This window comes from Streptomyces sp. NH27 (assembly GCF_056859195.1).
On record NZ_JACEGK010000016.1, the window covers coordinates 1 to 22,605 of the forward strand.

The following is a 22,605-nucleotide window of genomic DNA, read 5'->3' on the forward strand; positions in this document are numbered from 1 at the left end:
CGACATCCCCCTCCTCCCGTCCGAGGCACGCGACCACGAGGCGCCGCTCGCGCTCGACGGCGGCGCCGACGGGCTCGACCTCCTGCGCCGTGTGGCCCGCGCCGCCGGCCCATGGCTCGCGCCCGGCGGCACGCTGCTCTCCGAGACCAGCGAGGCACAAGTTCCCCCCGCCCTGCGGGCCCTGCGCGCCTGCGGCTTCACCGCGACCACGGCCCACGAGGCCGACCTGAACGCCACGGTCCTGATCGCCACCCGGGAGTAGCCCTGCGGGGCGTGGTCTTTGCGCTGTGCGTCCCCGGGAGAGCCCTTCCCACAGGAACCCACGTCCCGCAGGTCTCCTCGCTCCGGCGCGGCAGAGGCGGGCTGAGGGACCCGGACGGCTCAGGGCTGCGGCAGGATCTTGATCGCGCTGGACCAGTTCAGGCCGAGCCGGTCCTGCAGCGTCATGTGCAGGAACTGGAATGCCTCCAGCTCCAGGGCCCGGCGCAGCGGTCCGGCATCGATGGGGCGCAGCCCGCCGCTGCTGACGAGTTCGGTGACGGTCGACCGCGCCGCGTCGTCGTCCGTCGCGACGAACACGTCCAGGGGCAGCCCGCCCACCTCGCCCGCCACCAGCGTGGTCGCGAAGGTCGTGTTGAACGCCTTGACGAAGCGGGCCTGCGGCGCCTCGGCCGCGATCAGCGACACGGCGGCCACGCCGGGCGGTGTGACGAGCGAGTCGAAGGTGGAGAAGTCGACGGGGTTGCAGATGTCCACGACGACCTTGCCCGCGAGCGCCTGCGCGTGCTCGCGGGCCACGGTCTTCGCCGCCTCGAACGGCACGGCGAGCACGACGATGTCGGCGCCGTCCAGCGCGTCGAGGCCAGCGCCGCTCGCACCCTCGCCGAGGTCGGCGGCAAGGGCGTCCGCCTTGGTCCGGGTGCTGTCCACGAGACGGACCCGATGACCGCCCGCGAGGGCGCGAGTGCCGATGCCGCGGGCCATCTTGCCCGCGCCGACGATCGTGATGTCCATGGGTGCCTCTTTCTGCGCGAAGGGCGACGGGCCGCGACAGGTCCAGCTCCGCCAGGGTGCGTCGTCCTCCAGAAGGCCGAGGTCAGGGCATGTCGGCGAGGACGTCAGCGCCCCTGCCATCCTCCGGGAGGCTGCGGATGTCCGCATCCGGAGCGGCGGCGCGGCGATCGGTGGGCCCCAGCACGTCACGGCCGGGAGCAGACGGTGACCGACCTGCCGCCCCGGGCCCGCGCCCTATTCCGTCGGGGTGTCCGCGGGGCGCAATCCGGTGGACCACTTCTCCTCGATGTTGCCGAACTTCCAGATGGCGAGGGCGGCGGCCCAGGTGAGGAAGAAGAGCCCGACGATGACGTAGCCGACGATGTTGAGGTCGAGCCCGCCGATCCAGTCCCAGAAGGCGCCGTGGAGGCCGGCCTTGTCGGCGACGAGGCCGAGGAGTTCGACGGTGCCGATGATGAGGGCGACGGCGACGGACAGGCCGGTGATGGTGAGGTTGTAGTAGACCTTGCGGACCGGCTTGGAGAACGCCCACTCGTAGGCGAAGTTCATGAAGGAACCGTCGATGGTGTCGAGCAGGCACATCCCGGCGGCGAAGAGGACGGGCAGGCAGAGGATCGCGTACCAGGGCAGCCCGGAGGCGGCGCCGGTGCCGGCCAGGACGAGCAGCGCGATCTCGGTGGCGGTGTCGAAGCCGAGCCCGAAGAGCAGGCCGATCGGGTACATCTGCCAGGGCTTGGTGACGGACTTCATCAGGCGACCGAGCAGACGGTTCATGAAGCCGCGGTTGTTGAGCTGCTCCTCCAGCGCGGCCTCGTCGAACTCGCCGTGCCGCATGCGCCGGAAGACCTTCCAGATCCCGGCGAGGATCAGCAGGTTGACCAGGGCGATGGCGTACAGGAACGTGCCCGAGACGGTGGTGCCGATCCAGCCGGTGACGTTGTGCAGCCCGGAGTTGTCCTGCTCGACCGGGTTGGCGAGCGACTTGATCCCGATGGAGAGCAGGAAGGCCAGCGTGAAGACGATCGAGGAGTGGCCGAGGGAGAACCAGAAGCCCACCGACAGCGGCCGCTTGCCCTCGCCCATCAGCTTGCGGGTGGTGTTGTCGATCGCGGCGATGTGGTCGGCGTCGAAGGCGTGCCGCATTCCGAGCGTGTAGGCGGTCACGCCGATGCCGACCCCGAACACGCCGGTACCGGTCTTGTAGTGGTGCGGCGCGACGATCACCGCGAGCGTGAACCAGCCGATGACGTGGAGCGCCACGATGAACGCGGCCATGCCGCCCAGCCGGGTCCACTCGGCTCGCGACATCGACGCGGATATCCGGTGCAGACGGGACCCCGGAGCGGAGGGGGCCTCGGTGGTGGAGGTCAACGTTGCGTCCTTTGCGATGGGGGCGGGACAGCTCAGTGCGACACATTACTTGTTGCAAGTTAATCGCAACAAGCGGGCGTCGTCACGCCCCCACCGCTACGACCTGCCTCATTCCGGGCGCACGGGGACATGCGAGAGCGCACAGTCCCCGCACACTGCGCCCGAGCGCCCGGGAGCGGCCCGGTAGATCAGGCAGCAACTGTGCCGCCTGAACTCCCCACCGGAAGTACGCCATCCGCTTCCGCGCAACGGTCCGCGCTCCAGCAGCAGCCCGGTCAGCGCCTGGGCCCGCGCGGCCGCCTCCGGGCGGGCAAGGCCGATCATCCGCGCCGCGCCGTTCACCGCGGACGCGGCATTGCCCCGTAGGACGTGCGGCGACACGCGGAACTCCGCGCACGCCGAATCGATCTCGCCTGCCGCGCCCGCGCACACCGCGGCCGCGAACCTGTCGGCGACCGCCCCCAGGTCCGCGCCTGCCCCGAGATCCGCGCCTGACCCGGCCGGCGGCAGCGCCAGCGGATACGGTCCGCCGAGCGCGGGCTGCCAGCGCAGATCGGCCAGCCGCACCTGATCGGGCACCCGCCCGTGCAGCACCGCCAGCGCCAGGTAGGGGGACAGCAGCCGCGCCACCAGGCCGAGATGGACCACCGACGCGGCCACCCGTTCCTCCACCGCCGCCATCGGCTGCCCACCACCCGCGGCCAGCACCTGCCGTACGGCGGCCACCCGGGCGGCCAGCACGCCGCTGCCGTCGGCCAGTTCGGCCATCGACCGCCACCCGCCGGAGCCCTCGCCGGCCGCGGTCTCGGCCGTCTCGGCATCCTCGGCAGCCTCGGACGTCTCGACCGCGAAGAACGGCCCCAGCTCCGCCAGGGCCGTTCTCACGTCATCGTCGTCCACCACACCACCATGTCACCGAGGGGCGGGTGACCGGGGGAACCGGGTGGCCGAGCGCGGCGCGCGCCCTCACGCCTGCACCGGGTCGGCCCGGGGCACCGGGACCTTCCGGCCCGCCGGCGCCGGGCTCAGCACCCGTTCCGCCAGCGGTGCGAAGACCAGCCCGATCGCCGACCACAGCAGCAACTGCGCGGCCACCGAGTAGAACCGGAACATGAACAGCACGTCCGCCGGGAAGCCCGGGTAGACGATCCGGCCGTGCGGGTCGGTGAGCGGCAGTGGTGTCTCCGTGGCGTGGTTGCCGTACTGCTCGCGGTTGGTGGCGAGATGGCCCAGCGAGGGCAGCAGGCCGATCACCACGCCGATCACGACCACGAAGGCCGCGCCGGCGAGCAGCGTGGCGTTCCACGTGCCGAACCGGTCCTGGAGGCGCCGCCCGAGCCACACCGCGAGCGCCAGCAGCGTGATCGAGCAGACCACCATGATCAGGTAGAGCCCGGTGCGCGCTTTGATGGTGTCCTCGTGCCCGATCGCCGGCGGGTTGGCCGGGTACTTCAGGAACGGCACCAGGTAGAAGCCGAGGAAGCCGCCGCCGGCCACCAGCAGCGCCAGCGTGCGCGGCCGGACGTTGCCGACCCGGCCCAGGCACACCGTGTACACCACCGCGAAGATGGCGCCCATCGCGGCGCCGAACAGGATCAGCCCCACGCCGATGCCGACGTCGGCCTGCACCGTACGGCTGAACAGGTCGGGTCCGGCCGGTGAGACCGGCAGGCCCGCGGCCTTGTCGAGGGCGTTCTGTGCGGCGTCCCGCCCGCTTTCGTAGTCGATCGCCTTGCTGATCTGCGGTTCGGCGAAGATCCGGGCGAAGACGAACGCGAGCAGGCCCGCGATCGCGCCGGCGAGCACGCCGCGCAGTATGAGTCGCTTTTCCATGTCGAGTTGTCCGCCTGCCGTGAGAGCCGTCAGTGGCAGGGGAAACCGAGGAAGTGCCGGGCGTCGTGCACGAACTCGTGGATGTGCATGTCCCTGCCGAACACCGAGACCGCGCCCTGGTCGACGCCGATGAAGTAGTACAGGGCGAGCGCGAGGATCGAGGTGCCGGCCAGCCACAGCACGGCCTTGGAAACGGGCAGTACGACCGGCGTGGCGTCGGAAGACGTGGGGGTGGACACGGAACTCACGGTGGGGCCTCCTTCGGGGATGCTGCGTCCCTCGGTCGAATGGAGCGGCGTGACGGCGAAGTGTCTGACTTCCGAACGCCCCTGGAGGCGGCCGGGTACACAGTGGCGCGACCGTGCCGGAATCCCACCGGCTTCCTCACGCCCTCACGAACTGCCAGCGTACGGGCGTGCGAACGTGCACGTCAACGCATGTCACGTGCGCTTCGCCACACCGCGTGCCGGCCGATCGCCATGCGGATACGGACGCCCAAGACCCGCCGTCAACTCGCTGACCAGCTCCGCCACTTGATCCACCTCGATCAGGAAGCCGTCGTGACCGTACGGCGACCGGGCCGTCCGCATCCGGTCCGCGCACGCGATGCCCGCGGCCAACTCCTCCTGCTGGGCGGGCGGATGGAGCCGGTCGGAGTCCACCCCGGACGTCCAGCGTCGGCGCCGTCACGCGGCGCAGCGCCGCCGCCCCGCCCCCGCCCGACGTCGTGCGCGTTCATCACCTCGGTCAGTATCACGTAGCCGCCCGCGTCGAACCTGCGGACCGGCTTGTCCGCGTGGTGGTCGAGATACGACTCGACCGCGTACCGTCCGCCGTGCCAGCGGCGTTCACCGCCCTGCGCGGCGTGGCCGAACCGCTCCCGCGGCTCGGGCTCGCTGCGGTAGGCCGGATCCGCCGGCCGCCGGGCCTGCCCGAGGCCGGCGTGCGGGCCGCCGCCGTGACCGGCATCGTGGTGGTCGCCGCCGCGCCGCCCCGGCCCGATGTCCGTATCTGTGGGGAGCCCGTCGCCACGGCCATGGCGGGCGGACGCGTTCGGGCCGATGCTGGAGGAGTGGCGGCCGAGGCCCGGCCGCACCCGGAGGACCGGCCGATCGAAGAATTGCGCAGGTGACACCGATGACCGTCGAGACCGTCGAGCAGACAGGCGTGCGCTTCCCCGACACCGCCCTGGCCCGCGAGGCCACCGAACTGGTCCGCGACACCGCGACCGAGCTGATCTACCACCACTCCCGGCGGGTCTACTGCTTCGGCAGCCTCCAGGGCCGCCGTCGCGACCTGAGCTTCGACCCCGAACTGCTCTACGTCGCCGCGATGTTCCACGACCTCGGCCTCGGTGAGCGCTTCCGTGGCAGCGGCCGGCGCTTCGAGGTCGACAGCGCAGACGAGGCCCGCAGGTTCCTGCACGCCCACGGTGTCCCCGAGGACAGCGTCCGCCGGGTGTGGACCGCGATCGCCCTGCACACCACGCCCGGCGTCCCGCAGTACATGGAGCCCGAAGTCGCGCTGACCACCGCGGGCGTGGAGTACGACGTGCTCGGCATCGGCTACGGCGACATCAGCGATGCCGACCGGGCCGCGATCGTCGCACTGCACCCCCGCCCCGACTTCAAGCGCCGCATCCTCGCCGCCTTCACCGACGGCATCCGCACCAAGCCGGAGACCACCTTCGGCAACGTCAAGGCCGACGTACTGGCCGCGTACGTCCCCGGCTTCGAGCGCGGCGACTTCGTCACCACGATCCTCGACTCCCCGTGGCCGGAGTGAGGCCGGCGGCGCGAACTCCGGGAGCCCCGGGAGCCCCGGGAGCCCCGGGAGCCCCGGGAACCCCGGGAACCCCGGGAACGGCGGGAACGGCGGGTCCGGCTGCCGGTCGGGCCGCCGCGCACCCCCGCCACGCCGTCGCCGTCCTCGCCTTCGACCAGGTGCAACTCCTCGACGTCACCGGCCCGGTCGAGGTCTTCACCACCGCCAACGCTTACGGCGCCCGGTACGACGTACGGATCGTCAGCGCCGCGGGCGCCGACGTACGCACCTCCGCGGGGGTGCGGATCGGCGCCGACACCGCGGCCGACGCGCTCAGCGGCCGGCTCGGCACGCTGGTCGTGCCCGGCCGCGCCGACTGGCGGCACGCGGTCGGCGATCGCGCGCTGACCGGCATCGTCGAGGCGCTCGCCGCCCGCTCCGGCCGGGTCGCGTCGGTCTGCGCGGGCGCGTTCCTGCTCGCCGAGGCGGGCCTGCTCCACGGCCGCCGCGCGGCGACGCACTGGCAGCACGCGGCCGAACTGGCCGCCGCCTACCCGCGGGTGGCCGTCGAGCCCGACCCGCTGTTCGTGCGCGACGGCCGGGTGACCACGTCGGCGGGCGTCACCGCGGGCATCGACCTCGCGCTCGCGCTGGTCGAGGAGGACCACGGTGCCGACCTGGCCAGGGCGGTCGCCCGGCAACTCGTGGTGTTCATGGCCAGGCCGGCCGGGCAGTCCCAGTTCAGCGCCCGGCTGGCGCCACGCGAGGCCCGGCACCCGGCGCTGCGCCAGGTCATGGACGCGGTGGGCGCCGACCCGGCCGCGGCCCACCGCATGGACGACCTGGCCCGCGCCGCCGGGGTCAGCCCCCGCCACCTCGGCCGGCTCTTCCGCGCCGACACCGGGCTGACTCCCGGCCAGTACGCGGAGTCCGTCCGCCTGGAAGCCGCTCAGGCCCTGCTGGAGGCGGGCAACGACGCCGTCGACACCGTGGCCGAGCAGGCCGGGTTCGGCTCGGCCGAGTCCATGCGGCGCGCGTTCCAGCAGTCCCTGGGGGTGGCTCCGACGACGTATCGGGCGCGCTTCCGCAGCACCGCGCGCGTCCTCGACGTGGCGCCCTGACCGGGGCCGACCGACCGGGGCCGACGGTCTACGGGCGACGGCGGCACGGCCACGGATACGGCCGCGGATACGGATACGGCCGCGGATACGGATACGGCGGTGGGTCAGGCCGCGTTCGGGGCGCCGTGCCGCGGTGGCCGTCGGCGCGTTCCAGGGCCCGTCGGCCCTGGCTCGTACCGCCTGACCCGTGCCGAACCGCGCCGCGACCGGTTGCCCGCCCGGAGCATCAACCGATCGGTGGATGACCGCGTCCACCTATCGCGGCCGCGTCCCGCCCCGGCGGTCGATCCGCCCGCCCGCGCCCCGGCGGGAGCCTTCTCGATGACGGCGAACACCCGCCGTACGCAAGGGAAGAACCCGACGGGAAGAGGAGCGCGGCATGACGGTCATCGAGGTCGACGGCCTCCACAAGCGCTACGGCGACGTCATCGCCGTGCACGACGTGTCGTTCACGGTCGACGAGGGCGAGATCTTCGGAATCCTCGGCCCGAACGGCGCCGGGAAGACCACCACCGTCGAGTGCTTGTCCGGCCTGCGCGTCCCGGACGGCGGCACCGTGTCCGTGCTCGGCCACGACCCGGCCCGTGAGCGCGACGCGCTCCGCCAGGTGCTCGGCGTCCAACTCCAGGAGAGCGGGCTGCCGGAGAGGCTCACCGTCCGCGAGATCCTCGACCTGTTCGCGTCGTTCTACCGGCGGCCGGCCGACACGGGCGAACTGCTGGATCTGCTCGGCCTGCGCGACAAGGCGGCCGCCCGCTACAAGAAGCTCTCCGGCGGCCAGAAGCAGCGCCTTGCGATCGCGCTGGCGATGGTCGGTAGCCCCCGGGCGGTCGTCCTCGACGAGCTGACCACCGGACTGGACCCGCACGCCCGGCGCACCACCTGGGAACTGGTCGAGCAGGTCCGCGCGTCCGGTGTCACCGTCGTCCTGGTCACCCACTTCATGGAGGAGGCCGAGCGGCTGTGCGACCGGGTCGCGCTGATCGACTCCGGCCGGGTGGTGGCCGTCGACACCCCGGCGGGCCTGGCGGCACGCGGCGACCGGCCCCAGCGGATGCGCTTCCGGCCCTCGGTGGCCTTCGACGACGCGCTGCTGCGCGAACTGCCCGAGGTGAGCACCCTGACCTGGCGCGGCTCGCAGGTCGAGATCACCGGTGACGGCAACCTCGTGCTCGCCGTCACCTCGCTGCTCGCCCGGCGGCGCATCGTCGCCGCGGACCTGCGGGTGGAGCAGGCGACCCTCGACGACGCGTTCATCGTGCTCACCGGCGACGACGGCGGGTCGTAGCCCCGACCGGCACCGCACCGAGCCGCGCCTCCCGTGCAATCGGCCGGTCCGGGATTGCCCCGCATGGACCTCGCGCCGGTCCGGGATTGCCCTGCATCGACCCCGCGCCGGTCCCGCATCGACCCCGTACAGACAAGGACATCCCGATGAGCGCCACCGCACCCGCCGTCCCGCGGATGACCCGACAGGGCTTCCGCGCGCTGACCGTCACCCAGGGGAGGTTGCTGTTCCGCGAACCGGCCGCCGTGTTCTGGCTGCTCTTCCCGCTGGGCATGGTGATCCTCTTCGGCAACATCCCCGCCTTCAGGACCGCCTCCGACGCCCTGGGCGGCCGGAGCGTCATCGACGTGTACGTGCCGACCATCGCCGCGATGGTGCCGCTCTTCCTCGGCTGCGTCATGCTGCCGATGAACATGGCCGCCCTCCGCGAGAAGGGCGTCCTGCGGCGGATGTCGGTGAGTCCGGTGCCGGTCGCCGGGATGCTCGCCGCGCTGCTCACCATCGTGGCGGGGCTGATCGTGGTCGGTGTCGGCCTGATCATCGCCGTCGGCCGGCTCGCCTTCCATGTCACGGCGCCGTCCGATCAGGGCGCCGTGATCTCGTCGTTCGTGCTCGGCAGCAGCGCGGTCCTCGCGCTCGGCCTGGTGGTCGCCGCGTTGGTGCCCACCACCGGCGCGGCCACCGGCTTCGGCGTGCCCGTCATGGTGCTGAACTTCTTCTTCAGCGGCCTGTACTTCCCGGTCGCGGAGATGCCGCACTCCCTGCGGGAGATCGGCGAGTGCGTCCCGTTCGGCGCGGTGATGGCCGCGTGGTCCGGCGAGGGAGCCCTGTGGCAGCACCTGCTGGTGCTGGCCGGGTACACCGTGGTCGGCAGCGTGCTGGCGGTACGCGCCTTCCGTTGGGAATGATGGGCGGGTGAACGCGGAGCGGACTGCGCGCGGCACCGGCTCGGGGCCGGTCCCGGACCCGGGGCAGCCACCCGGCAGCGAGCAGGCGAAGGACGAGCGCTTCCAGCAGCTCCAACACCACCTGCCCTACGGCGGGTTGGCGGTCTCGCTGGTGCTGGCGGTCGGCCTGGGGCCGTACCGCGCGCTGTACATCGGCGTCGTGGTGGGCTGGTCGGCGGCCGCCGCGCTGTGGCTGTGGTTCATGGACGTGCCGTACCCGACACCCGCCGGGCGCCAGGGCAGGGCGATCGTCTTCTACGTCGGGCTGATGGCCTTCATCGTGAGCCTGGTCCTGCTCAACCCGTTCTTCGGCTTCTTCGGCTTCACCGGCTATCTCCAAGTGGCGCTGCTGCCAAGGAGGTTGCGGCCACCGGCCATCGCGCTCAACGCGGCGGCGATGGCCCTCAGCCAGATCGGCGGCGTCCGCAACCTGCACGGTGGGGGCACCGCCGTGTACGTCGGGCTGGTGCTCGTCAACATGCTCGTCGCCGGTGCGATCACCTACCAGGGCATCGAGGAGGACCAGCGCAGCCGGCGGCGGGCCAGGATGATCGACGAACTCGCCGAGGCCAACCGGCGGTTGCACGAGACGATGGAGGAGAACGCCGGCCTGCACACCCAACTGGTCACCCAGGCGCGGGAAGCCGGCATCCAAGACGAGCGGCAGCGGATGGCCGGCGAGATCCACGACACCATCGCGCAGGGCCTGACCGGCATCGTCACCCAACTGGAGGCCGCCGACCGGTTCGACGGCGACCCGAAGCGCCGTACCCGGCACCTGGAACTGGCCCGGCGGCTCGCCCGGGAGTCGCTGGCCGAGGCCCGCCGCTCGGTCCAGGCGCTGCGGCCCGGCCTGCTGGACACCGCCGCCCACCTGCCCGGCGCCATCGGCGACCTCGCCGAACAGTGGACCCAGACCTCCGGGATCGCGGTCCGCGTCGAGGTCACCGGCGACGCCGTACCGCTGCCGCCCGCGCTGGAGGTCGTCCTGTTCCGTACCGCCCAGGAGGGCCTGGCCAACATCGCCAAGCACGCCGGCGCGCAACGGGCCGGACTGACCCTCTCCTACACCCACGAGGTCGTCGTCCTCGACGTCCTCGACGACGGCGCGGGCTTCGACGCCACCGCATGCGAGCGCGCCGAGCAGCGCGCGGACGGCCACGGCTTCGGGCTCACCGCGATGCGGCAGCGGCTGCGCCAGGTCGGCGGCTTCCTGGCGATCGAGAGCGCGCCGGGCGACGGGACCGCGCTCAGCGCCGGCGTGCCGGCGGTGACGCTGCTGCCCGGCCCCGCCGATCGTGCGATGACGGAAGGCGGTGCGGCCGCCGAGCGGATCGGCCCCGCGGGCAGCGGACGCGCCGGCACCGGGCGGGCGCCGATCATGGAGAATGGCGTGTGACCATTCGCCTGCTCGTCGCCGACGACCACCCCGTCGTACGTGACGGCCTGCGCGGCGTTTTCGACGGCGACCCGGACTTCGAGGTCGCGGGCGAGGCCGCCGACGGGGCCGAGGCCGTGGACCGGGCGCTCGCGCTCGGCGTGGACGTGGTGCTGATGGACCTGCGCATGCCGCGGATGGGCGGCGTCGAGGCGATCGGCCTGCTGCGCGAGCGCGCCCCCGCCATCCATGTGCTGGTGCTCACCACGTATGACAGCGACGCCGACGTGCTGCCCGCGATCGAGGCGGGCGCCACCGGCTACCTCCTGAAGGACGCGCCGCGCGACGAACTCGTCCGTGCCGTGCGCGCCGCCCACCAGGGCCGGCCCGTGCTCGCACCCACGGTCGCGCAGAAGCTCATCGGCCGGGTGCGCGAGCCGGCAGTGCCCGCCGAGACGGTCACCGACCGAGAGCTGCAGGTGCTGCGCCTGGTCGCCGCGGGCACGACCAACCGGGAGGCGGCCCGGAAGCTGTTCATCAGCGAGGCCACCGTCAAGACGCACCTGCTGCACATCTACGCGAAGCTCGGCGTACGCGACCGGGCCGCCGCGGTCGCCGCCGCCTACCGCACCGGTCTGCTCACCTGACGCCCGCCGCCGGGCGGACCGCTCAGCCGATCGCCCGCCTCACCCGCCGAGGCGGTCGGCGAGGGCGGTGAGGGCCGGCCCGAGCGGGAGGTCGAGGCGCAGGGCGGCCAGGTCGTCGCCCCGGGTGGGGCCCTGGTTGACGATGGCCACCGCAGTGCCGTGCTTCGCCGCGTGGCGCGCGAACCGCAGGCCCGACATCACCGTGAGCGAGGAACCGACGACGAGCAGGAGCGAGGCGGCGTCGACCAGGCCGTAGCTGCGGCCCACGCGGGGGAGGGGCACCTGCTCCCCGAAGAACACCACGTCGGGCTTGAGGACGCCGCTGCCGCACGCGGTGCAGGCCACCGTGCGGAACGCGGCGACCTGCTCGGCGGGCAGGTCGGCGTCGCCGTCGGCGATCAGCCGCGCGGTCACCGCCCGGAATCCGGGGTTCGCCGCGTCCAACCGCTCCGCCAGGTCCTCCCGCGAGCCGCGGGCGCCGCAGTCCAGGCAGACCACCGCGTGCAGACTGCCGTGCAGCTCCACCGCGTCGGGCGTGCCCGCGGCGGCGTGCAGCCCGTCGATGTTCTGCGTGATCACCCCCGACACCAGCCCGGCGTCGACCAGGCGGGTCACCGCCCGGTGGCCCGCGTTGGGCCGGGCACCGGCGATCGACGGCCAGCCGAGGTGGCTGCGCGCCCAGTAACGGCGGCGGTTCCCGGCGCTGCCGGTGAACTCCTGGTACGTCATCGGGTTGCCGCGCCGCCGCCGGCCGGTCTCGCCCCGGTAGTCGGGGATGCCGGACTCCGTGGACAGGCCCGCCCCGCTCAGCACCACGACCCGGCCGCGCCCGGCCAGCGCGAGCAGCCCGCCCAGCAGCGCCGCGGGGTCGGGCGCGGCTGCCGCGGTCCGTGCCAGGGGTTCGGCGCCGATGTCCACGCCAGCAGCGTACGTCCCCGAGAGGCGGAATCGGACGATTCGCGAGATGATGGAGTACTGCCCCTGGGGAGGTGTGTGCCCATGGACGAGTATCCCGCCGTTTATGAACTGGTCTTCCAGGCCCCGGCCGTCGAGGACGACGTCGTCGTCGTACACCGCACCGACGCCTCGGGCGCGGGTGGCTACCCCGTCTACGAGGACGACACCGGCATCGTGCGTGCCGAGATCAGCGGTGAGGGCGAGGTCCGGATGATGGCCAGTGGCGGCCACCAGCAACCGGTGCCGCCGCTCGCGGTCAGGGCGGCCTGAACCGCCCCCGACACGGCCGGGTGGGACGCGGCGACGCCGCCGCGCCCCCACCCGGCCGTCAACCGTCGCCGCGGCCGCCGCCGTCCACCAGGACGGCGCGGTCGCGCGCGGCCACCACGGCCGCGGACAGGCTCGCGATGTCGTAGGCGCCGTGGTGCCGGCGGCCGTTGATGAAGAACGTCGGGGTGCCGGCGACCCCGCTGAGGTCGGCCGACTCCACGTCCCGCGCGACGCGCGCCGCGCCCTTGCGGGCCCTGAGCGCGTGCCGGAACTTGTCCAGGTCGAGGCCGAGGTCGTCGGCGTGCCGGATCAGGTCCTTGATGCCCAGCTCTTCCTGACGGGTGAACAGCAGGTCGCGCATCTGCCAGAACCCGCCCTGCAGCGCGGCCGCTTCGGACGCCTCCGCGGCGAGTTGCGCGTGCGGGTGCACGTCGGTCAGCGGCAGGTGGCGCCAGACGTAGCGCACGTCGCCGAAGTCGGCGAGCAGTTCGCGCACCACGCTCTCGGCCTGCCCGCAGTAGGGGCACTCGAAGTCGCCGTACTCCACCACGGTCACGGGGGAGTTCAGCGGGCCGCGGACGTGGTCGTGGTCGGGGTCGACCGGCTCGGCCAGGTCGACCACGGACTGCGCGGTGCCCAGCAGCGCCCGGGCCCGCCGCGCCTCGGGCAGCCGGGAGGTCACCAGCGCGACCGTGGAGGTGCTCAGCATCGCGAAGACCACGGCGCTCAGGACGCCGATCTTCGCCTCGTCCAGTTGCCGCCCGGAGAACGCCAGCGTCGCGATCAGCAGGGAGACGGTGAAGCCGATCCCGGCGATGGTGCCGCCGCCGGTCACCGCCGCCCAGCCGACCGGCGGGCGCATCCGGCCGCGGCTGAACCGGGTGGCCAGCGCCGTGGACCCCACGATGCCGATGGGCTTGCCGAAGCCGTAGGCGAGCAGGATGCCCAGCGTGATCGGGGAGGTGTACGCCCGCGACAGCAGGGAGCCGTTGATCTCGATGCCGGCGTTGGCGAGCGCGAACAGCGGCACGATCGCGTAGCTGGACCAGGGGTGCCACAGCCGTTGCAGGCGGTCGTTGGGGGACAGCGCGGAGGCCAGGCCCAGCCGCGCCTCCCGCTCCAGTTCGGGCGTGGGCTGCTCGCGGAAGGACCGGAACAGGCCGCTGGCCCGCTCCAGGGCGTCGCGGGGCGCCGGGTACGCGAACGCCAGCAGGCCGATGATCAGACCGACGACCACCGGGTCCACCCCGGAGTGCACGAACGCCGTCCACGCCGCGATCCCGAGCACCGCGTACGGCCCGCCGCGCCGGACCCCGGCGCGCCGGATCGCCGCCGTCACCAGCAGGAACCCGATGCCGACCGCCAGCGGCGTCCACGAGATGTGCTTGCTGTAGGCGACCGCGATCACCGCCAGCGCCACGAAGTCGTCGACCACGGCGACGGTCAGGATGAAGGTGTGCAGCCGGCGCGGGAAGCGCGACCCGAGCAGGGCGAGCATGCCCAGCGCGAACGCGGTGTCGGTGGACATCGCCGCGCCCCAGCCGTGCCCGGCGTGGCCGCCGGAGTTCACCGCGAGGTAGATCGCCACCGGCACGATCATGCCGCTGATCCCGGCGAGCAGCGGCAGCGCGATCCGGCGCCGGTCGCGCAGCTCGCCCATGTCGAACTCGCGCCGCGCCTCCAGCCCCACCACCAGGAAGAACAACGTCATCAGGCCGCTGTTGACCCATTCGCGCAGGTCCAGGTCGACGCCGTGACCGCCCCACTGCACCGACAACCGGGTCGCCCACGTCGACGCGTAGTCGCCCGGCGCCACGTTCGCCCACACCAGCGCCGCGACCGTCGCGGCCAGCAGCACCGCGGCGCTGCCGGTCTCGGTGCGGATGTACGCCCAGGGCGACGCCGTGCTGTCGCGGTCCCGCTCGCTGCGGTCCTCTTCGGCCCGGTCCGACAAGGGAGCCGTGAAGCCCCGGAACATCCAGCCTCCCACCGTGTGAACTGCGTTGACCGCACCCTGCGTGCCCTCACCCTGGCACGGCTCGGTGCCGCCGGGCACGCCGAAACCGCCGACCCTGACTGCGGCGGCGCCGAGCGGTGCCGTAGCCTCCTGAACCGGGAGGGTGCGTTGATCATTCCAGCCGCCCACCCGGCGCGGACACCTCAACCCCGTCCTGCCACTGTCACATCCGAGGATCTGGTCTGTCCTCCGGACGGCGCTCGGCAGGCGCGCGGACGGGTGGAAGCGGACACAACGGATGGAAACGGGGACGTGGACAGTCATGACGACTGGCACGGCGGACGAGCAGCACATGATCGAACTCGGCGCGGGCACCATCGCCTACGGGGACACCGGCGGTGACGGGTCGGTGCTGGTCCTGCTGCACGGCCTCGCCCAGGACGGCAGCGTGTGGCGGAAGGTCGTCGACGACCTGCGTGCCGACCACCGCTGCCTGACCCCGACGCTGCCCGAGGGCAGCCACCGCACCCCGATGCGCCCGGAGGCCGACCTGTCGCCGCGGGCGGTCGCCGCGCTCGCCGCGGAGTTCCTGGACCGGCTCGACCTGCGCGACGTGACGCTCGCCGAGGTCGACTCCGGCCGCGCCCAGCAGGTCGCCGCCTTCCACGGCGACCGGATCGCCCGGCTGGCGCTGGTCTCCTGCGAGGCGTTCGAGAACTACCCGCCTGGCCTACCCGGCAAGATGATCACCCTTGCGGCGCACATCCCCGGCGCCCTGTACCCGGCGCTGCGGATGATGGCGGCCCGGCGGCTGCGCCGCTCCACCGCGGGCCTGGGCGTGCTGAGCAAGTACCCGGTACCCGGCGAGGTCATCGACAACTGGATGCGGCCGCTGCTGACCGACCGCGCCATCCGCGCCGACCTGCGCCGCTACCTGCTCGGGACGCGCCGCGGCGAGATGGTGGAGGCCGCCGAGGCGCTGCGCGGCTTCGACCGCCCGGCACTGGTGGTGTGGGCGACCGAGGACCGGATGATGCCGCTCGCACACGGCCGCCGGCTGGCCGAACTGCTGCCGCAGGGCCGCCTGTTGGAGGTCGCCGACGCCCGCACCCTGGTCCCCGAGGACCAGCCCGACCTGCTCGCCGGCGCGCTGCGCGAGTTCGTGGCGACGACCGGCTGATCGGCGGCGGCCGTACGGCGTACGAGCCCGCGGACCGGGGCGTCAAAGTGCCCCTCCCCGGCTGGAACCGCGGAAGCACGGCATGCGTATTCCGTAACAACCACCGGTGATCCCTTGAGGCCCCCAGGTGGGAGGATGGTCACGGTCGGAATTCGCACAACCACGACGACAAGGGGGCGGCCGGAGATGGCACCGGACGATGCCGTGATCGGCTGCACGGGGGAACTGCTGATCGGCACCCGCGGACCTGCCGGTCCCGGCGAGGTCCTGGTGCGGGTCAGAGGCGGCTCCGAAGCCTTTCTGGCCTGGTCGGACGAACCATTGCCCAAGGGCGCGACCGTGCTGGTGGTGGAATCCCGCGGCAGCCGCCAGGTCGATGTCATCGAGTGGCTCGACGGACTCGACACACCGGCCGGCTGACCGTACACGAAGGACCGATCGACCCGAGCACACGAAGGAGACTATGGATGTTGGGATACCGCGTACCCGCGCCAGATGAGGCGATGCTGATCTCGGGTGGTCGCCGAGGGCTGGGAGGTGCGCCCTTCCGTGTCGTGACCGGGCATGGAAAGTTCGTGTTGCCGGTCTTCCGCAAGACCCGTTTCCTGACCCTCGCGCTGTGCGAGGCGGAGGTCGCGGAGACCTGCGTGACCCGGCAAGGCATCGCGCTGACCGTGAAGGCGGTCATCGCGTTCAAGGTCGGCAACGACCACGAGAGCATCGTCAACGCCGGTCAGCGCTTCCTGTCCGACCAGGACCAGATGTCGGTCCTCACCGGGCGGATCTTCGCCGGCCACCTGCGGTCGATCATCGGCTCGATGACGGTCGAGGAGATCGTCACCGAGCGGCAGAAACTCGCCAAGGAGGTGCTGGAGACCTCCAAGTCGGAGATGGGCAAGATCGGCCTCACCGTCGACTCGCTCCAGATCCAGTCGATCGACGACGGCGCGACCGGGTACATCGACGCCATGTCGGCGCCGCACAAGGCCGCCATCCAGCGGCAGGCGCAGATCGCCCAGGCGCAGGCCACCCAGGCGTCCGTCGAGGCGCAGCAGGTCGCGGCTCGGAACCAGGCGGAGTACGCCCGGCAGACCGCGGTCGTGCAGGCCGAGTACAGCGCCGAGGTGGACCGGGCCCAGGCCCAGGCCGCTCAGGCGGGGCCGCTCGCCCAGGCGCACGCCCAGCAGGAGGTGCTCGCCGCGCAGACCGAACTGGCGCTGCGCGCGGCCGAACTGCGCCAGCAGCAGCTGGTCGCGGAGATCGTCAAGCCGGCCGAGGCCGAGGCGGAGCGGATCAGGGTGCTGGCGGTCGCCGAAGCCGAGCGGATGCGGATTCAGGCCGCCGCCGCAGCGTCGCACGACCGGGTCGCGCTGGACCGGATGCTCATCGACCAGCTCCCGCAGATCGTCAAGGAGGCGTCGGCGGGTCTGTCCGGCGCCAACGTCAACGTGCTCAACGGCGCGGACGGCCTCAGCGAGATCGCGGCGGGCCTGGTCAGCCAGGGCCTCACCATCCTCGACTCGGTCCGCAAGAACCTCGGCGGCGAGCAGAACGGCGAGGCGCCCGGCACCGGGCTGACGCTGCGCGGGCACGTCGGCGGCAAGGACAAGCGCGGCGGCTCCTCCGACGGCCCGGTCGACATCGACTGACCGCGTCTTGGACTGACCGCGTCTTGGCGGCGCCGAGCGGATGCGGCGGCGGCGCGAAGACGCGGCGGCGCTTTCCGGGCGTCCGGGGCTTCCCGTTCCCGGGGGCTTCCCGGGGCTCCGGCCGGGCTTCCGGAAGCGGTTTCGGCCGTGGTTCTTGGCAGTGGTTTCGGCGGTGCCCGTCCGTCCCCTTGCAACGGGGCGGGCGGGCGTTGCGCTGTCCGGGAGCCGTCGCGCGGGCGCTTTCGGAGGTTTGCGCGGTTTTCTCGGGGTATGCGGCTGACGTACGGAACTTCCCGCGAACCGCGCGATCGGATGGAGCGCCGCCATGGCGACCGCTGCCCACACCAACCCGCACGTGGCCGACGAGGGGCTGAGCGTCGTCGGGGACGCCCAGCCCCGTCCCGGTCAGACACCGCCGGCGGAGTCCGGGGTCTCGGGCCTGGACGGACCGGAGCGCGAGCCGCTCAGCCGCGGCTGGGGCGCCCTGCCGATCAGCGTGATCATGGCGGTGGTGGTTCTCTTCGTCGCCGGCCTGCTCGGCTGGGCCGTGCAGATGATCTTCTGGCCGTCGAGCTGACGACCGATCTTCCGATTCTCCGGCCGACGTCGAGCTGACGATCCGACCGGTGGCCCTGTCGTCACGTCGCCGCCCGTCACGTCGTCCGGTGCGTCGCCCTGCGCGTGGTCCGCCGCACTATCCGCACGTGATGAGCCGCGCCGTCCGCCGCCGGATCAGTCGAGGAGAGGCGCCCGGCGCCGCGACGGTGGCAGCAGCAGCACTTCGAGCGCCGCGGCACAGGCCCGGGCGCGGGCGACGAACCAGGGCAGCCGCGCATCGGTGAGCACGTCGGGTGTCGAGCGCACCGCCAGTGCGGCCTGCGCGTGGCCGTCCGAGTCCAGAACGGGTACGGCCGCGGTGCGCACCCCGTAGGCCGACTCGCCGTCGTTGAGCGCGTAGCCCGCGGCCCACGCCCGCTCCAACTCGGCCCGCAGTTCGTGCAGGTCGGTGATGGTCCGGTCGGTGTGTGCGCGCAGCGGGGGCAGCGCGGCCAGGTCGCGCTCGCCGGGGCGCGCCCACGCCAGCAGCGCCTTGCCGAGGGCGGTGGAGTGCAGCGGGCGGCGCAGGCCCAGGCCCGCCGCCGGGTTGACCGAGCCGCCGACCAGGATCACGGCGTGGTCGCCGCTGCGGATCGCCAGGTCGGCGGTGGTGCCCGCGGCCCGGGCCGGCGCGTCGAGTTCGGGCACCGCACGGTGCATCCCCCGCTGGTGCAGGGAGAGTTGGCCGAGCTCGGCCACGGAGGGCCCGAGCCGGTAGCGGGCGCTGTGTTCGTCCTGCTCCAGGAAGCCGGCCGCGACCAGCGTACGGGCCAGCCGGTGGGCGGTGGACACCGACAGGTCCATCCGGCGGGCGAGTTGGGAGGCGCTGAGTTCCCCCGCGTTGTCCCGGAAGCAGTGCAGCAGCCGGAGTGCGCGGGTGACCGCCTGCGCTCCCGGGGGCGCGTCGGCAGACTTCGTGCGCGCATCCGTCGTCAAGGCCTTTAAGAATGCGGAGGCTGCCACCATCCGGCAACTGTTGCCAGAACATTGCGCCACGTCTCCGGCCGTGAACTCCCGCCCACAAGTGCATCCCACATCATGGGAAGTGTTGCTCGCGGCCGAGTGGGTGTGCCAGCCTCCGTTGCAGACCGCACGCCACGCACCAGGAACGGAAGGGAGCCACCCGTGACAACCACGTCCGGCCTGCTCAGCCCCTTCCGCCAGACCCTGTGCGCACGGCTGTACCTGGACCTCGGCCGGTCCCGCGGCGCCAGCTGTCGCTGACCGCGGCCGCACCGCCGACCGCCGTACGACTTAAGGCGTTGCGGAGTCCCCGCACGTGCCCGGCCGCAGGCCGCACGACCCCAGCCAGCTCTGCCATCCCGCCTCGCGGTCCGTTTGCCCGCATCCCGCATCCCGCATCCCCGCGCCCAACTGCCGCCTGGAGCACCCATGTCCGAGCCGGACGAGATCTGGTTCACCCGCTGCCCCGTTCCCACCGCCACCGGCATCGCCGCCGACCGCGGCACCCTGGCGGCCGAGTTCGCCCCCGACGGCATCGCCGTACGCTCGCTGCGCGACGCCTCCACCGACGAGCGCAGCGACGGGCTGCCGCGCAGCCACTTCACCCACGAACTGGCCGCGCTGTTCCGCGAGGGCGGCAACGTCCCTGCGCTGTGGGCGCGTTCACGCGGCGAGGCGACCAGGGTGATCGCGCTGACCTGGATCGAGGAGCGGCAGTCCATCCTGGTCCGCGCGGACAGCGACCTGCGCACGCCCGAGCAGTTGCGCGGCCGGCGGCTGGCCGTCCCGCGTCATGACATCGCGATCGATTTCTGGCGGGCCATGGCGCTGCACGGCCACGCCGGTGCCCTCGGTCTGGCCGGCCTGACGTTGGACGACGCGCGGCTCGTCGAGGTGTCCGGCGTCCAACAGGGCCAGTGGGAAGGGGAGTTGGCCGCGCTGCAAGACGGCCTGGTCGACGCGGTCTACGTCAAGGGCGCGGTGGCCGTCGAGACCGCCCGCCGCTACGGCGCCGAGATCGCGATCGACCTGGACGCCGCCCCCGACCGCCGCAGCCGGGTGAACAACGGTACGCCCCGGCCGATCACCGTCCACCAGCGGCTGCTGGACGAGCGGCCCGACCTCGTGACGCGCTTCCTCGCCGTGCTGCTCGACGCCGCCGAATGGGCCGCGGCCCACCCCGGCGACCTGGCCCGCATCCTCGGCGCCGAGACCGGAGCCGGCCCCGACGGGGTGGCCGGCGCCTACCGCGCGGGCACCGCGGGCAGCCTCGGACTCGACCTGAGCGAGGAGCGGCTGACGCTGCTGGCCGAGCAGGAGAGGTTCCTGTACGCGCACGGCTTCCTGCCCGAGCCGGTCGACGTCGCCGGCTGGGCGGACCACGAACCGTTGCGCCGGGCCCGTGAACTGCGCGCGGCCCGCACCGCAGGCATCGCGGTCGCCGCCCCCTCACGGACCACCGCCTCGCACGCTTCTGACAGCTCGCACGCGCCCGCCGCCCCGCACGCGCCCGGCACGGAGGGACCGGCTGCCGGCACCCGCGCCGTCGCCCCGGCCGCCGGCACCGCCTCCGCCTCCGCCACACCCTGAACCCGCGCCGATCACGGCCCGCCACTTTCTGGAGTCCTTCCGTGCACGTCCGTCAACTAGCCCTCGCCACCACCTCCCTGTTCGCCGCACTGGCCCTGGCCGCCTGCTCCTCGTCATCCACGGGCTCGGCCCGCGCGGACGCCGGTGGCAGCGGTGCGACCGTCACCGTCCGCATCCCCGACGGCGGCAACTCCGGAGTGCTCGCCCTCGGACGTAAGGACGGCTCGCTCGCCAAGGCACTCGCCAAGGTGCACGCCAAGGTGGCCTGGACCGGCACCGCCGGCGCGTTCGCCCCCGCCGCACAGGAACTCGACGCGAACGCACTGGACTTCGCCGAGGGCTCCATCACCTCCGCGATCGCCGCGCTGGCCCAGACGCCCGGCTTCAAGCTCTTCTCCGCGGTCGACCCCGACGAGTTGGGCGAGGGCATCCTGGTGAAGAAGAACTCCGACATCAAGAGCGTCAGCGATCTGGTCGGCAGGAAGGTCGCCGTCTGGCACGGCGGCACCAGCGAATACCTGCTGCTCAAGGCCCTTCAGCAGGCGCACATCCCGGCCGACGAGGTCAAGCGGGTCTACCTCCAGCCCAACCAGATCGGTCCGGTCTTCAACTCCGGCCAGGTGGACGCCTGGTCGACCTGGGCCACGTACTCCATCCCGGCCATCGCCAACTCCGGCGCGCGCTTCCTGACCACCGGCGGCCAGGTCGGTTCGGACAACTACGCCGTCTGGGCAGTCCGCAACGGCTTCGCCACCCAGCACCCGGAGGTCGTCAAGGCGCTCTACAGCTACCTGCACGACGCCGGGCTGAAGCAGCAGCAGAACCCCGAGGCGTATCTCAACGTCAAGACCGACTCCGGTCCGGAGGCCGTGAGCCCCGCCCAGCGGGCGGTCGAACTCCCCGTCGACAAGGCGCTCGGCACCGCCCAGCCGATCGGTGCGACCCAGCTGGCGCACTTCGCCACCGTCGCCCGGTTCTTCGCCGACCAGAAGATCACCAAGGATGTCTTCGACGTCAAGCCGTATGTGATCGACATCGACACGACCGCTGCGAGCGTCAAGTGAGCAGCGCGGCCGTCGACACGTCAGCGGCTGCCGCGGGCGGCACGTCGAGCATGACATCGGGCGGTCCATCGAGCAGCCCCTCGGGCGGTCCATCGAGCAGCCCCTCGATCGGGACCTCGACGGACCCGGCGGCGCCCGGGCTGGTCGTTCCGCGTCCGAAAGTGGTGCGGCCGCGGCCGCGCGCGCTGAGCCTGGGGCTGCGGCTGCTCGGCCCGGTGGCGCTGGTGCTGGTCTGGATCTGGGCGTCCGCCTCGGGCACGCTCAGCCCGTCGCTGCTGGCCTCGCCGCGCCAAGTGCTCTCCGCGTTCAGGGAGTTGTGGACCAGCGGCCAGCTCGGCGACGCGCTGTCCGTCTCGCTGACCCGGGCCGGATTCGGCCTGCTCATCGGCGCGTCGGCCGGGCTGGTGCTCGGCGTGCTGACCGGATTCTCCCGGCTCGGCGAGGAACTGCTCGACTCCTCGATGCAGTTGCTGCGCACCATCCCCTTCCTGTCCCTGGTCCCGCTGTTCATGGTCTGGTTCGGCATCGGCGAGACCGCCCGGGTGGTGCTGATCGCGGTGGCGACCAGCTTCCCGATGTACGTCTCGGCCGCCGGTGGGGTGCGCAACACCGACCGCAAGCTGGTGGAGGCCATGCGCAGCTTCGGCATGGGCCGGCCGGCGCTGGTCCGCGAGGTGGTGCTCCCCGGCGCCTTGCCCGCACTGCTGTCCGGGCTGCGGCTGTCGATGACCCTCAGCGTGATCGCGCTGATCGCGGCCGAGGAGATCAACTCCACCGCCGGTATCGGCTACCTCATGTCGACGGCGCAGGAGTACAGCCGCACCGACATCCTCACCGTCTGCATCCTCATCTACGCCCTGATCGGGCTGGTCGCGGACGGCAGCGCCCGACTGCTGGAACGGCTGCTCATGCCGTGGCGTACCCAGGGGGCCGCACGATGAGCGAGACACTCGCCGGCAGCGCCCGGAAACGACAGACGCAGGACGGTGCCGGGCGGGACGGGGCCGACGGCACC

Annotated in this window: 23 protein-coding genes and 2 pseudogenes; 16 read left to right on the plus strand and 9 right to left on the minus strand. The window is 72.8% G+C overall.

The features are described 5' to 3' along the window. Positions 1-262, plus strand: a pseudogene (locus AC13HU_RS02935) (putative protein N(5)-glutamine methyltransferase); the annotation flags it as partial. 119 nt (positions 263-381) lie between these two features. Here the strand turns inward: AC13HU_RS02935 and AC13HU_RS02940 are convergent. The 6 genes from AC13HU_RS02940 to AC13HU_RS02965 form a co-directional block, all read right to left on the minus strand. Continuing rightward, the gene (locus AC13HU_RS02940) at positions 382-1,014 is read right to left on the minus strand and encodes an NADPH-dependent F420 reductase (RefSeq protein ID WP_483040115.1); all 633 of its coding nucleotides are present in this window, start codon (positions 1,012-1,014) and stop codon (positions 382-384) included. Positions 1,015-1,248: 234 nt separating this feature from the next. After that, on the minus strand, positions 1,249-2,322 hold the full coding sequence (nicT, locus tag AC13HU_RS02945) for a Nickel transporter NicT (RefSeq protein ID WP_483040144.1): 1,074 nt from the start codon (positions 2,320-2,322) through the stop codon (positions 1,249-1,251). A 171-nt stretch (positions 2,323-2,493) separates the two neighbouring features. Then, positions 2,494-3,285 (minus strand): (2Fe-2S)-binding protein, encoded by a 792-nt coding sequence (locus AC13HU_RS02950; protein ID WP_483040116.1) that lies wholly within the window; start codon positions 3,283-3,285, stop codon positions 2,494-2,496. A 66-nt stretch (positions 3,286-3,351) separates the two neighbouring features. Further along, positions 3,352-4,218, minus strand: a complete 867-nt coding sequence (locus tag AC13HU_RS02955; protein ID WP_483040117.1) for a CbtA family protein — start codon at positions 4,216-4,218, stop codon at positions 3,352-3,354. Positions 4,219-4,247: 29 nt separating this feature from the next. Next, complete coding sequence (locus tag AC13HU_RS02960) at positions 4,248-4,466, minus strand: CbtB domain-containing protein (protein WP_483040118.1); 219 nt, start codon at positions 4,464-4,466, stop codon at positions 4,248-4,250. Positions 4,467-4,658: 192 nt separating this feature from the next. Further along, complete coding sequence (locus AC13HU_RS02965) at positions 4,659-4,880, minus strand: hypothetical protein (RefSeq protein WP_483040119.1); 222 nt, start codon at positions 4,878-4,880, stop codon at positions 4,659-4,661. A 134-nt stretch (positions 4,881-5,014) separates the two neighbouring features. Between AC13HU_RS02965 and AC13HU_RS02970 the strand changes: the two genes are divergently transcribed. The 7 genes and pseudogenes from AC13HU_RS02970 to AC13HU_RS03000 all read left to right on the plus strand — a co-directional run bounded on the left by AC13HU_RS02970 (position 5,015) and on the right by AC13HU_RS03000 (position 11,363). Beyond that, on the plus strand, positions 5,015-5,350 hold the full coding sequence (locus AC13HU_RS02970) for a hypothetical protein (protein ID WP_483040120.1): 336 nt from the start codon (positions 5,015-5,017) through the stop codon (positions 5,348-5,350). A 5-nt stretch (positions 5,351-5,355) separates the two neighbouring features. Continuing rightward, positions 5,356-6,003, plus strand: a complete 648-nt coding sequence (locus tag AC13HU_RS02975) for an HD domain-containing protein (protein WP_483040121.1) — start codon at positions 5,356-5,358, stop codon at positions 6,001-6,003. A 134-nt stretch (positions 6,004-6,137) separates the two neighbouring features. Beyond that, positions 6,138-7,103, plus strand: a pseudogene (locus tag AC13HU_RS02980) (GlxA family transcriptional regulator); the annotation flags it as partial. A gap of 379 nt (positions 7,104-7,482) precedes the next feature. Beyond that, positions 7,483-8,391: an ABC transporter ATP-binding protein gene (locus tag AC13HU_RS02985; RefSeq protein WP_483040122.1), complete on the plus strand. Its 909-nt coding sequence runs from the start codon at positions 7,483-7,485 to the stop codon at positions 8,389-8,391. Between the two features lie 146 nt (positions 8,392-8,537). Continuing rightward, positions 8,538-9,299, plus strand: coding sequence for an ABC transporter permease (locus tag AC13HU_RS02990; protein WP_483040123.1), 762 nt, complete (start codon positions 8,538-8,540; stop codon positions 9,297-9,299). 7 nt (positions 9,300-9,306) lie between these two features. Further along, entirely contained in the window at positions 9,307-10,737 is a 1,431-nt protein-coding gene (locus AC13HU_RS02995; protein ID WP_483040124.1) for a sensor histidine kinase, read from the plus strand. Continuing rightward, positions 10,734-11,363: a response regulator gene (locus tag AC13HU_RS03000; RefSeq protein WP_483040125.1), complete on the plus strand. Its 630-nt coding sequence runs from the start codon at positions 10,734-10,736 to the stop codon at positions 11,361-11,363. Before AC13HU_RS02995 ends, AC13HU_RS03000 begins: the two co-directional genes overlap by 4 nt. Before the next feature lie 39 nt (positions 11,364-11,402). Here AC13HU_RS03000 and AC13HU_RS03005 read toward each other — a convergent pair whose 3' ends face one another. After that, on the minus strand, positions 11,403-12,281 hold the full coding sequence (locus tag AC13HU_RS03005; protein ID WP_483040126.1) for an NAD-dependent protein deacetylase: 879 nt from the start codon (positions 12,279-12,281) through the stop codon (positions 11,403-11,405). 81 nt (positions 12,282-12,362) lie between these two features. On the opposite strand from AC13HU_RS03005, the gene AC13HU_RS03010 reads away from it, so the two are divergent. Continuing rightward, on the plus strand, positions 12,363-12,590 hold the full coding sequence (locus tag AC13HU_RS03010; RefSeq protein WP_483040127.1) for a DUF6296 family protein: 228 nt from the start codon (positions 12,363-12,365) through the stop codon (positions 12,588-12,590). Positions 12,591-12,648: 58 nt separating this feature from the next. On the opposite strand, the gene nhaA is transcribed toward AC13HU_RS03010, so the two are convergent. Next, positions 12,649-14,568 (minus strand): Na+/H+ antiporter NhaA, encoded by a 1,920-nt coding sequence (gene nhaA / locus AC13HU_RS03015; RefSeq protein WP_483040128.1) that lies wholly within the window; start codon positions 14,566-14,568, stop codon positions 12,649-12,651. 301 nt (positions 14,569-14,869) lie between these two features. Here nhaA and AC13HU_RS03020 point away from each other — a divergent pair, with 301 nt between their 5' ends. The 4 genes from AC13HU_RS03020 (at position 14,870) to AC13HU_RS03035 (ending at position 17,953) form a co-directional block, all read left to right on the plus strand. Beyond that, on the plus strand, positions 14,870-15,727 hold the full coding sequence (locus tag AC13HU_RS03020) for an alpha/beta fold hydrolase (RefSeq protein WP_483040129.1): 858 nt from the start codon (positions 14,870-14,872) through the stop codon (positions 15,725-15,727). 186 nt (positions 15,728-15,913) lie between these two features. Beyond that, positions 15,914-16,147: a hypothetical protein gene (locus AC13HU_RS03025; RefSeq protein WP_483040130.1), complete on the plus strand. Its 234-nt coding sequence runs from the start codon at positions 15,914-15,916 to the stop codon at positions 16,145-16,147. A gap of 47 nt (positions 16,148-16,194) precedes the next feature. After that, positions 16,195-17,376 (plus strand): SPFH domain-containing protein, encoded by a 1,182-nt coding sequence (locus AC13HU_RS03030; RefSeq protein ID WP_483040131.1) that lies wholly within the window; start codon positions 16,195-16,197, stop codon positions 17,374-17,376. Positions 17,377-17,701: 325 nt separating this feature from the next. Further along, positions 17,702-17,953, plus strand: a complete 252-nt coding sequence (locus AC13HU_RS03035) for a DUF6480 family protein (RefSeq protein ID WP_483040132.1) — start codon at positions 17,702-17,704, stop codon at positions 17,951-17,953. Between the two features lie 155 nt (positions 17,954-18,108). On the opposite strand, the gene AC13HU_RS03040 is transcribed toward AC13HU_RS03035, so the two are convergent. Beyond that, entirely contained in the window at positions 18,109-18,909 is an 801-nt protein-coding gene (locus AC13HU_RS03040; RefSeq protein ID WP_483040133.1) for an IclR family transcriptional regulator, read from the minus strand. A 456-nt stretch (positions 18,910-19,365) separates the two neighbouring features. Between AC13HU_RS03040 and AC13HU_RS03045 the strand changes: the two genes are divergently transcribed. The 3 genes from AC13HU_RS03045 to AC13HU_RS03055 are packed head-to-tail and all read left to right on the plus strand — an operon-like array spanning position 19,366 to position 22,531. Then, positions 19,366-20,526, plus strand: coding sequence for an ABC transporter substrate-binding protein (locus tag AC13HU_RS03045; RefSeq protein WP_483040134.1), 1,161 nt, complete (start codon positions 19,366-19,368; stop codon positions 20,524-20,526). A gap of 41 nt (positions 20,527-20,567) precedes the next feature. Continuing rightward, positions 20,568-21,590 (plus strand): NrtA/SsuA/CpmA family ABC transporter substrate-binding protein, encoded by a 1,023-nt coding sequence (locus tag AC13HU_RS03050; RefSeq protein WP_483040135.1) that lies wholly within the window; start codon positions 20,568-20,570, stop codon positions 21,588-21,590. Positions 21,591-21,640: 50 nt separating this feature from the next. Beyond that, positions 21,641-22,531, plus strand: a complete 891-nt coding sequence (locus AC13HU_RS03055; protein WP_483040145.1) for an ABC transporter permease — start codon at positions 21,641-21,643, stop codon at positions 22,529-22,531. Positions 22,532-22,605 lie beyond the last annotated feature (74 nt).

Bases quoted from the DNA above. Each gene is read 5' to 3' on its own strand.
- AC13HU_RS02940 (WP_483040115.1), bottom strand. From the start codon at position 1,014: ATGGACATCACGATCGTCGGCGCGGGCAAGATGGCCCGCGGCATCGGC.
- nicT (WP_483040144.1), bottom strand. From the start codon at position 2,322: ATGTCGCGAGCCGAGTGGACCCGGCTGGGCGGCATGGCCGCGTTCATC.
- AC13HU_RS02955 (WP_483040117.1), bottom strand. From the start codon at position 4,218: ATGGAAAAGCGACTCATACTGCGCGGCGTGCTCGCCGGCGCGATCGCG.
- AC13HU_RS02975 (WP_483040121.1), top strand. From the start codon at position 5,356: ATGACCGTCGAGACCGTCGAGCAGACAGGCGTGCGCTTCCCCGACACC.
- AC13HU_RS02985 (WP_483040122.1), top strand. From the start codon at position 7,483: ATGACGGTCATCGAGGTCGACGGCCTCCACAAGCGCTACGGCGACGTC.
- AC13HU_RS02990 (WP_483040123.1), top strand. From the start codon at position 8,538: ATGAGCGCCACCGCACCCGCCGTCCCGCGGATGACCCGACAGGGCTTC.
- AC13HU_RS03010 (WP_483040127.1), top strand. From the start codon at position 12,363: ATGGACGAGTATCCCGCCGTTTATGAACTGGTCTTCCAGGCCCCGGCC.
- nhaA (WP_483040128.1), bottom strand. From the start codon at position 14,568: ATGTTCCGGGGCTTCACGGCTCCCTTGTCGGACCGGGCCGAAGAGGAC.
- AC13HU_RS03020 (WP_483040129.1), top strand. From the start codon at position 14,870: ATGACGACTGGCACGGCGGACGAGCAGCACATGATCGAACTCGGCGCG.
- AC13HU_RS03025 (WP_483040130.1), top strand. From the start codon at position 15,914: ATGGCACCGGACGATGCCGTGATCGGCTGCACGGGGGAACTGCTGATC.
- AC13HU_RS03030 (WP_483040131.1), top strand. From the start codon at position 16,195: ATGTTGGGATACCGCGTACCCGCGCCAGATGAGGCGATGCTGATCTCG.
- AC13HU_RS03035 (WP_483040132.1), top strand. From the start codon at position 17,702: ATGGCGACCGCTGCCCACACCAACCCGCACGTGGCCGACGAGGGGCTG.
- AC13HU_RS03045 (WP_483040134.1), top strand. From the start codon at position 19,366: ATGTCCGAGCCGGACGAGATCTGGTTCACCCGCTGCCCCGTTCCCACC.
- AC13HU_RS03055 (WP_483040145.1), top strand. From the start codon at position 21,641: ATGACATCGGGCGGTCCATCGAGCAGCCCCTCGGGCGGTCCATCGAGC.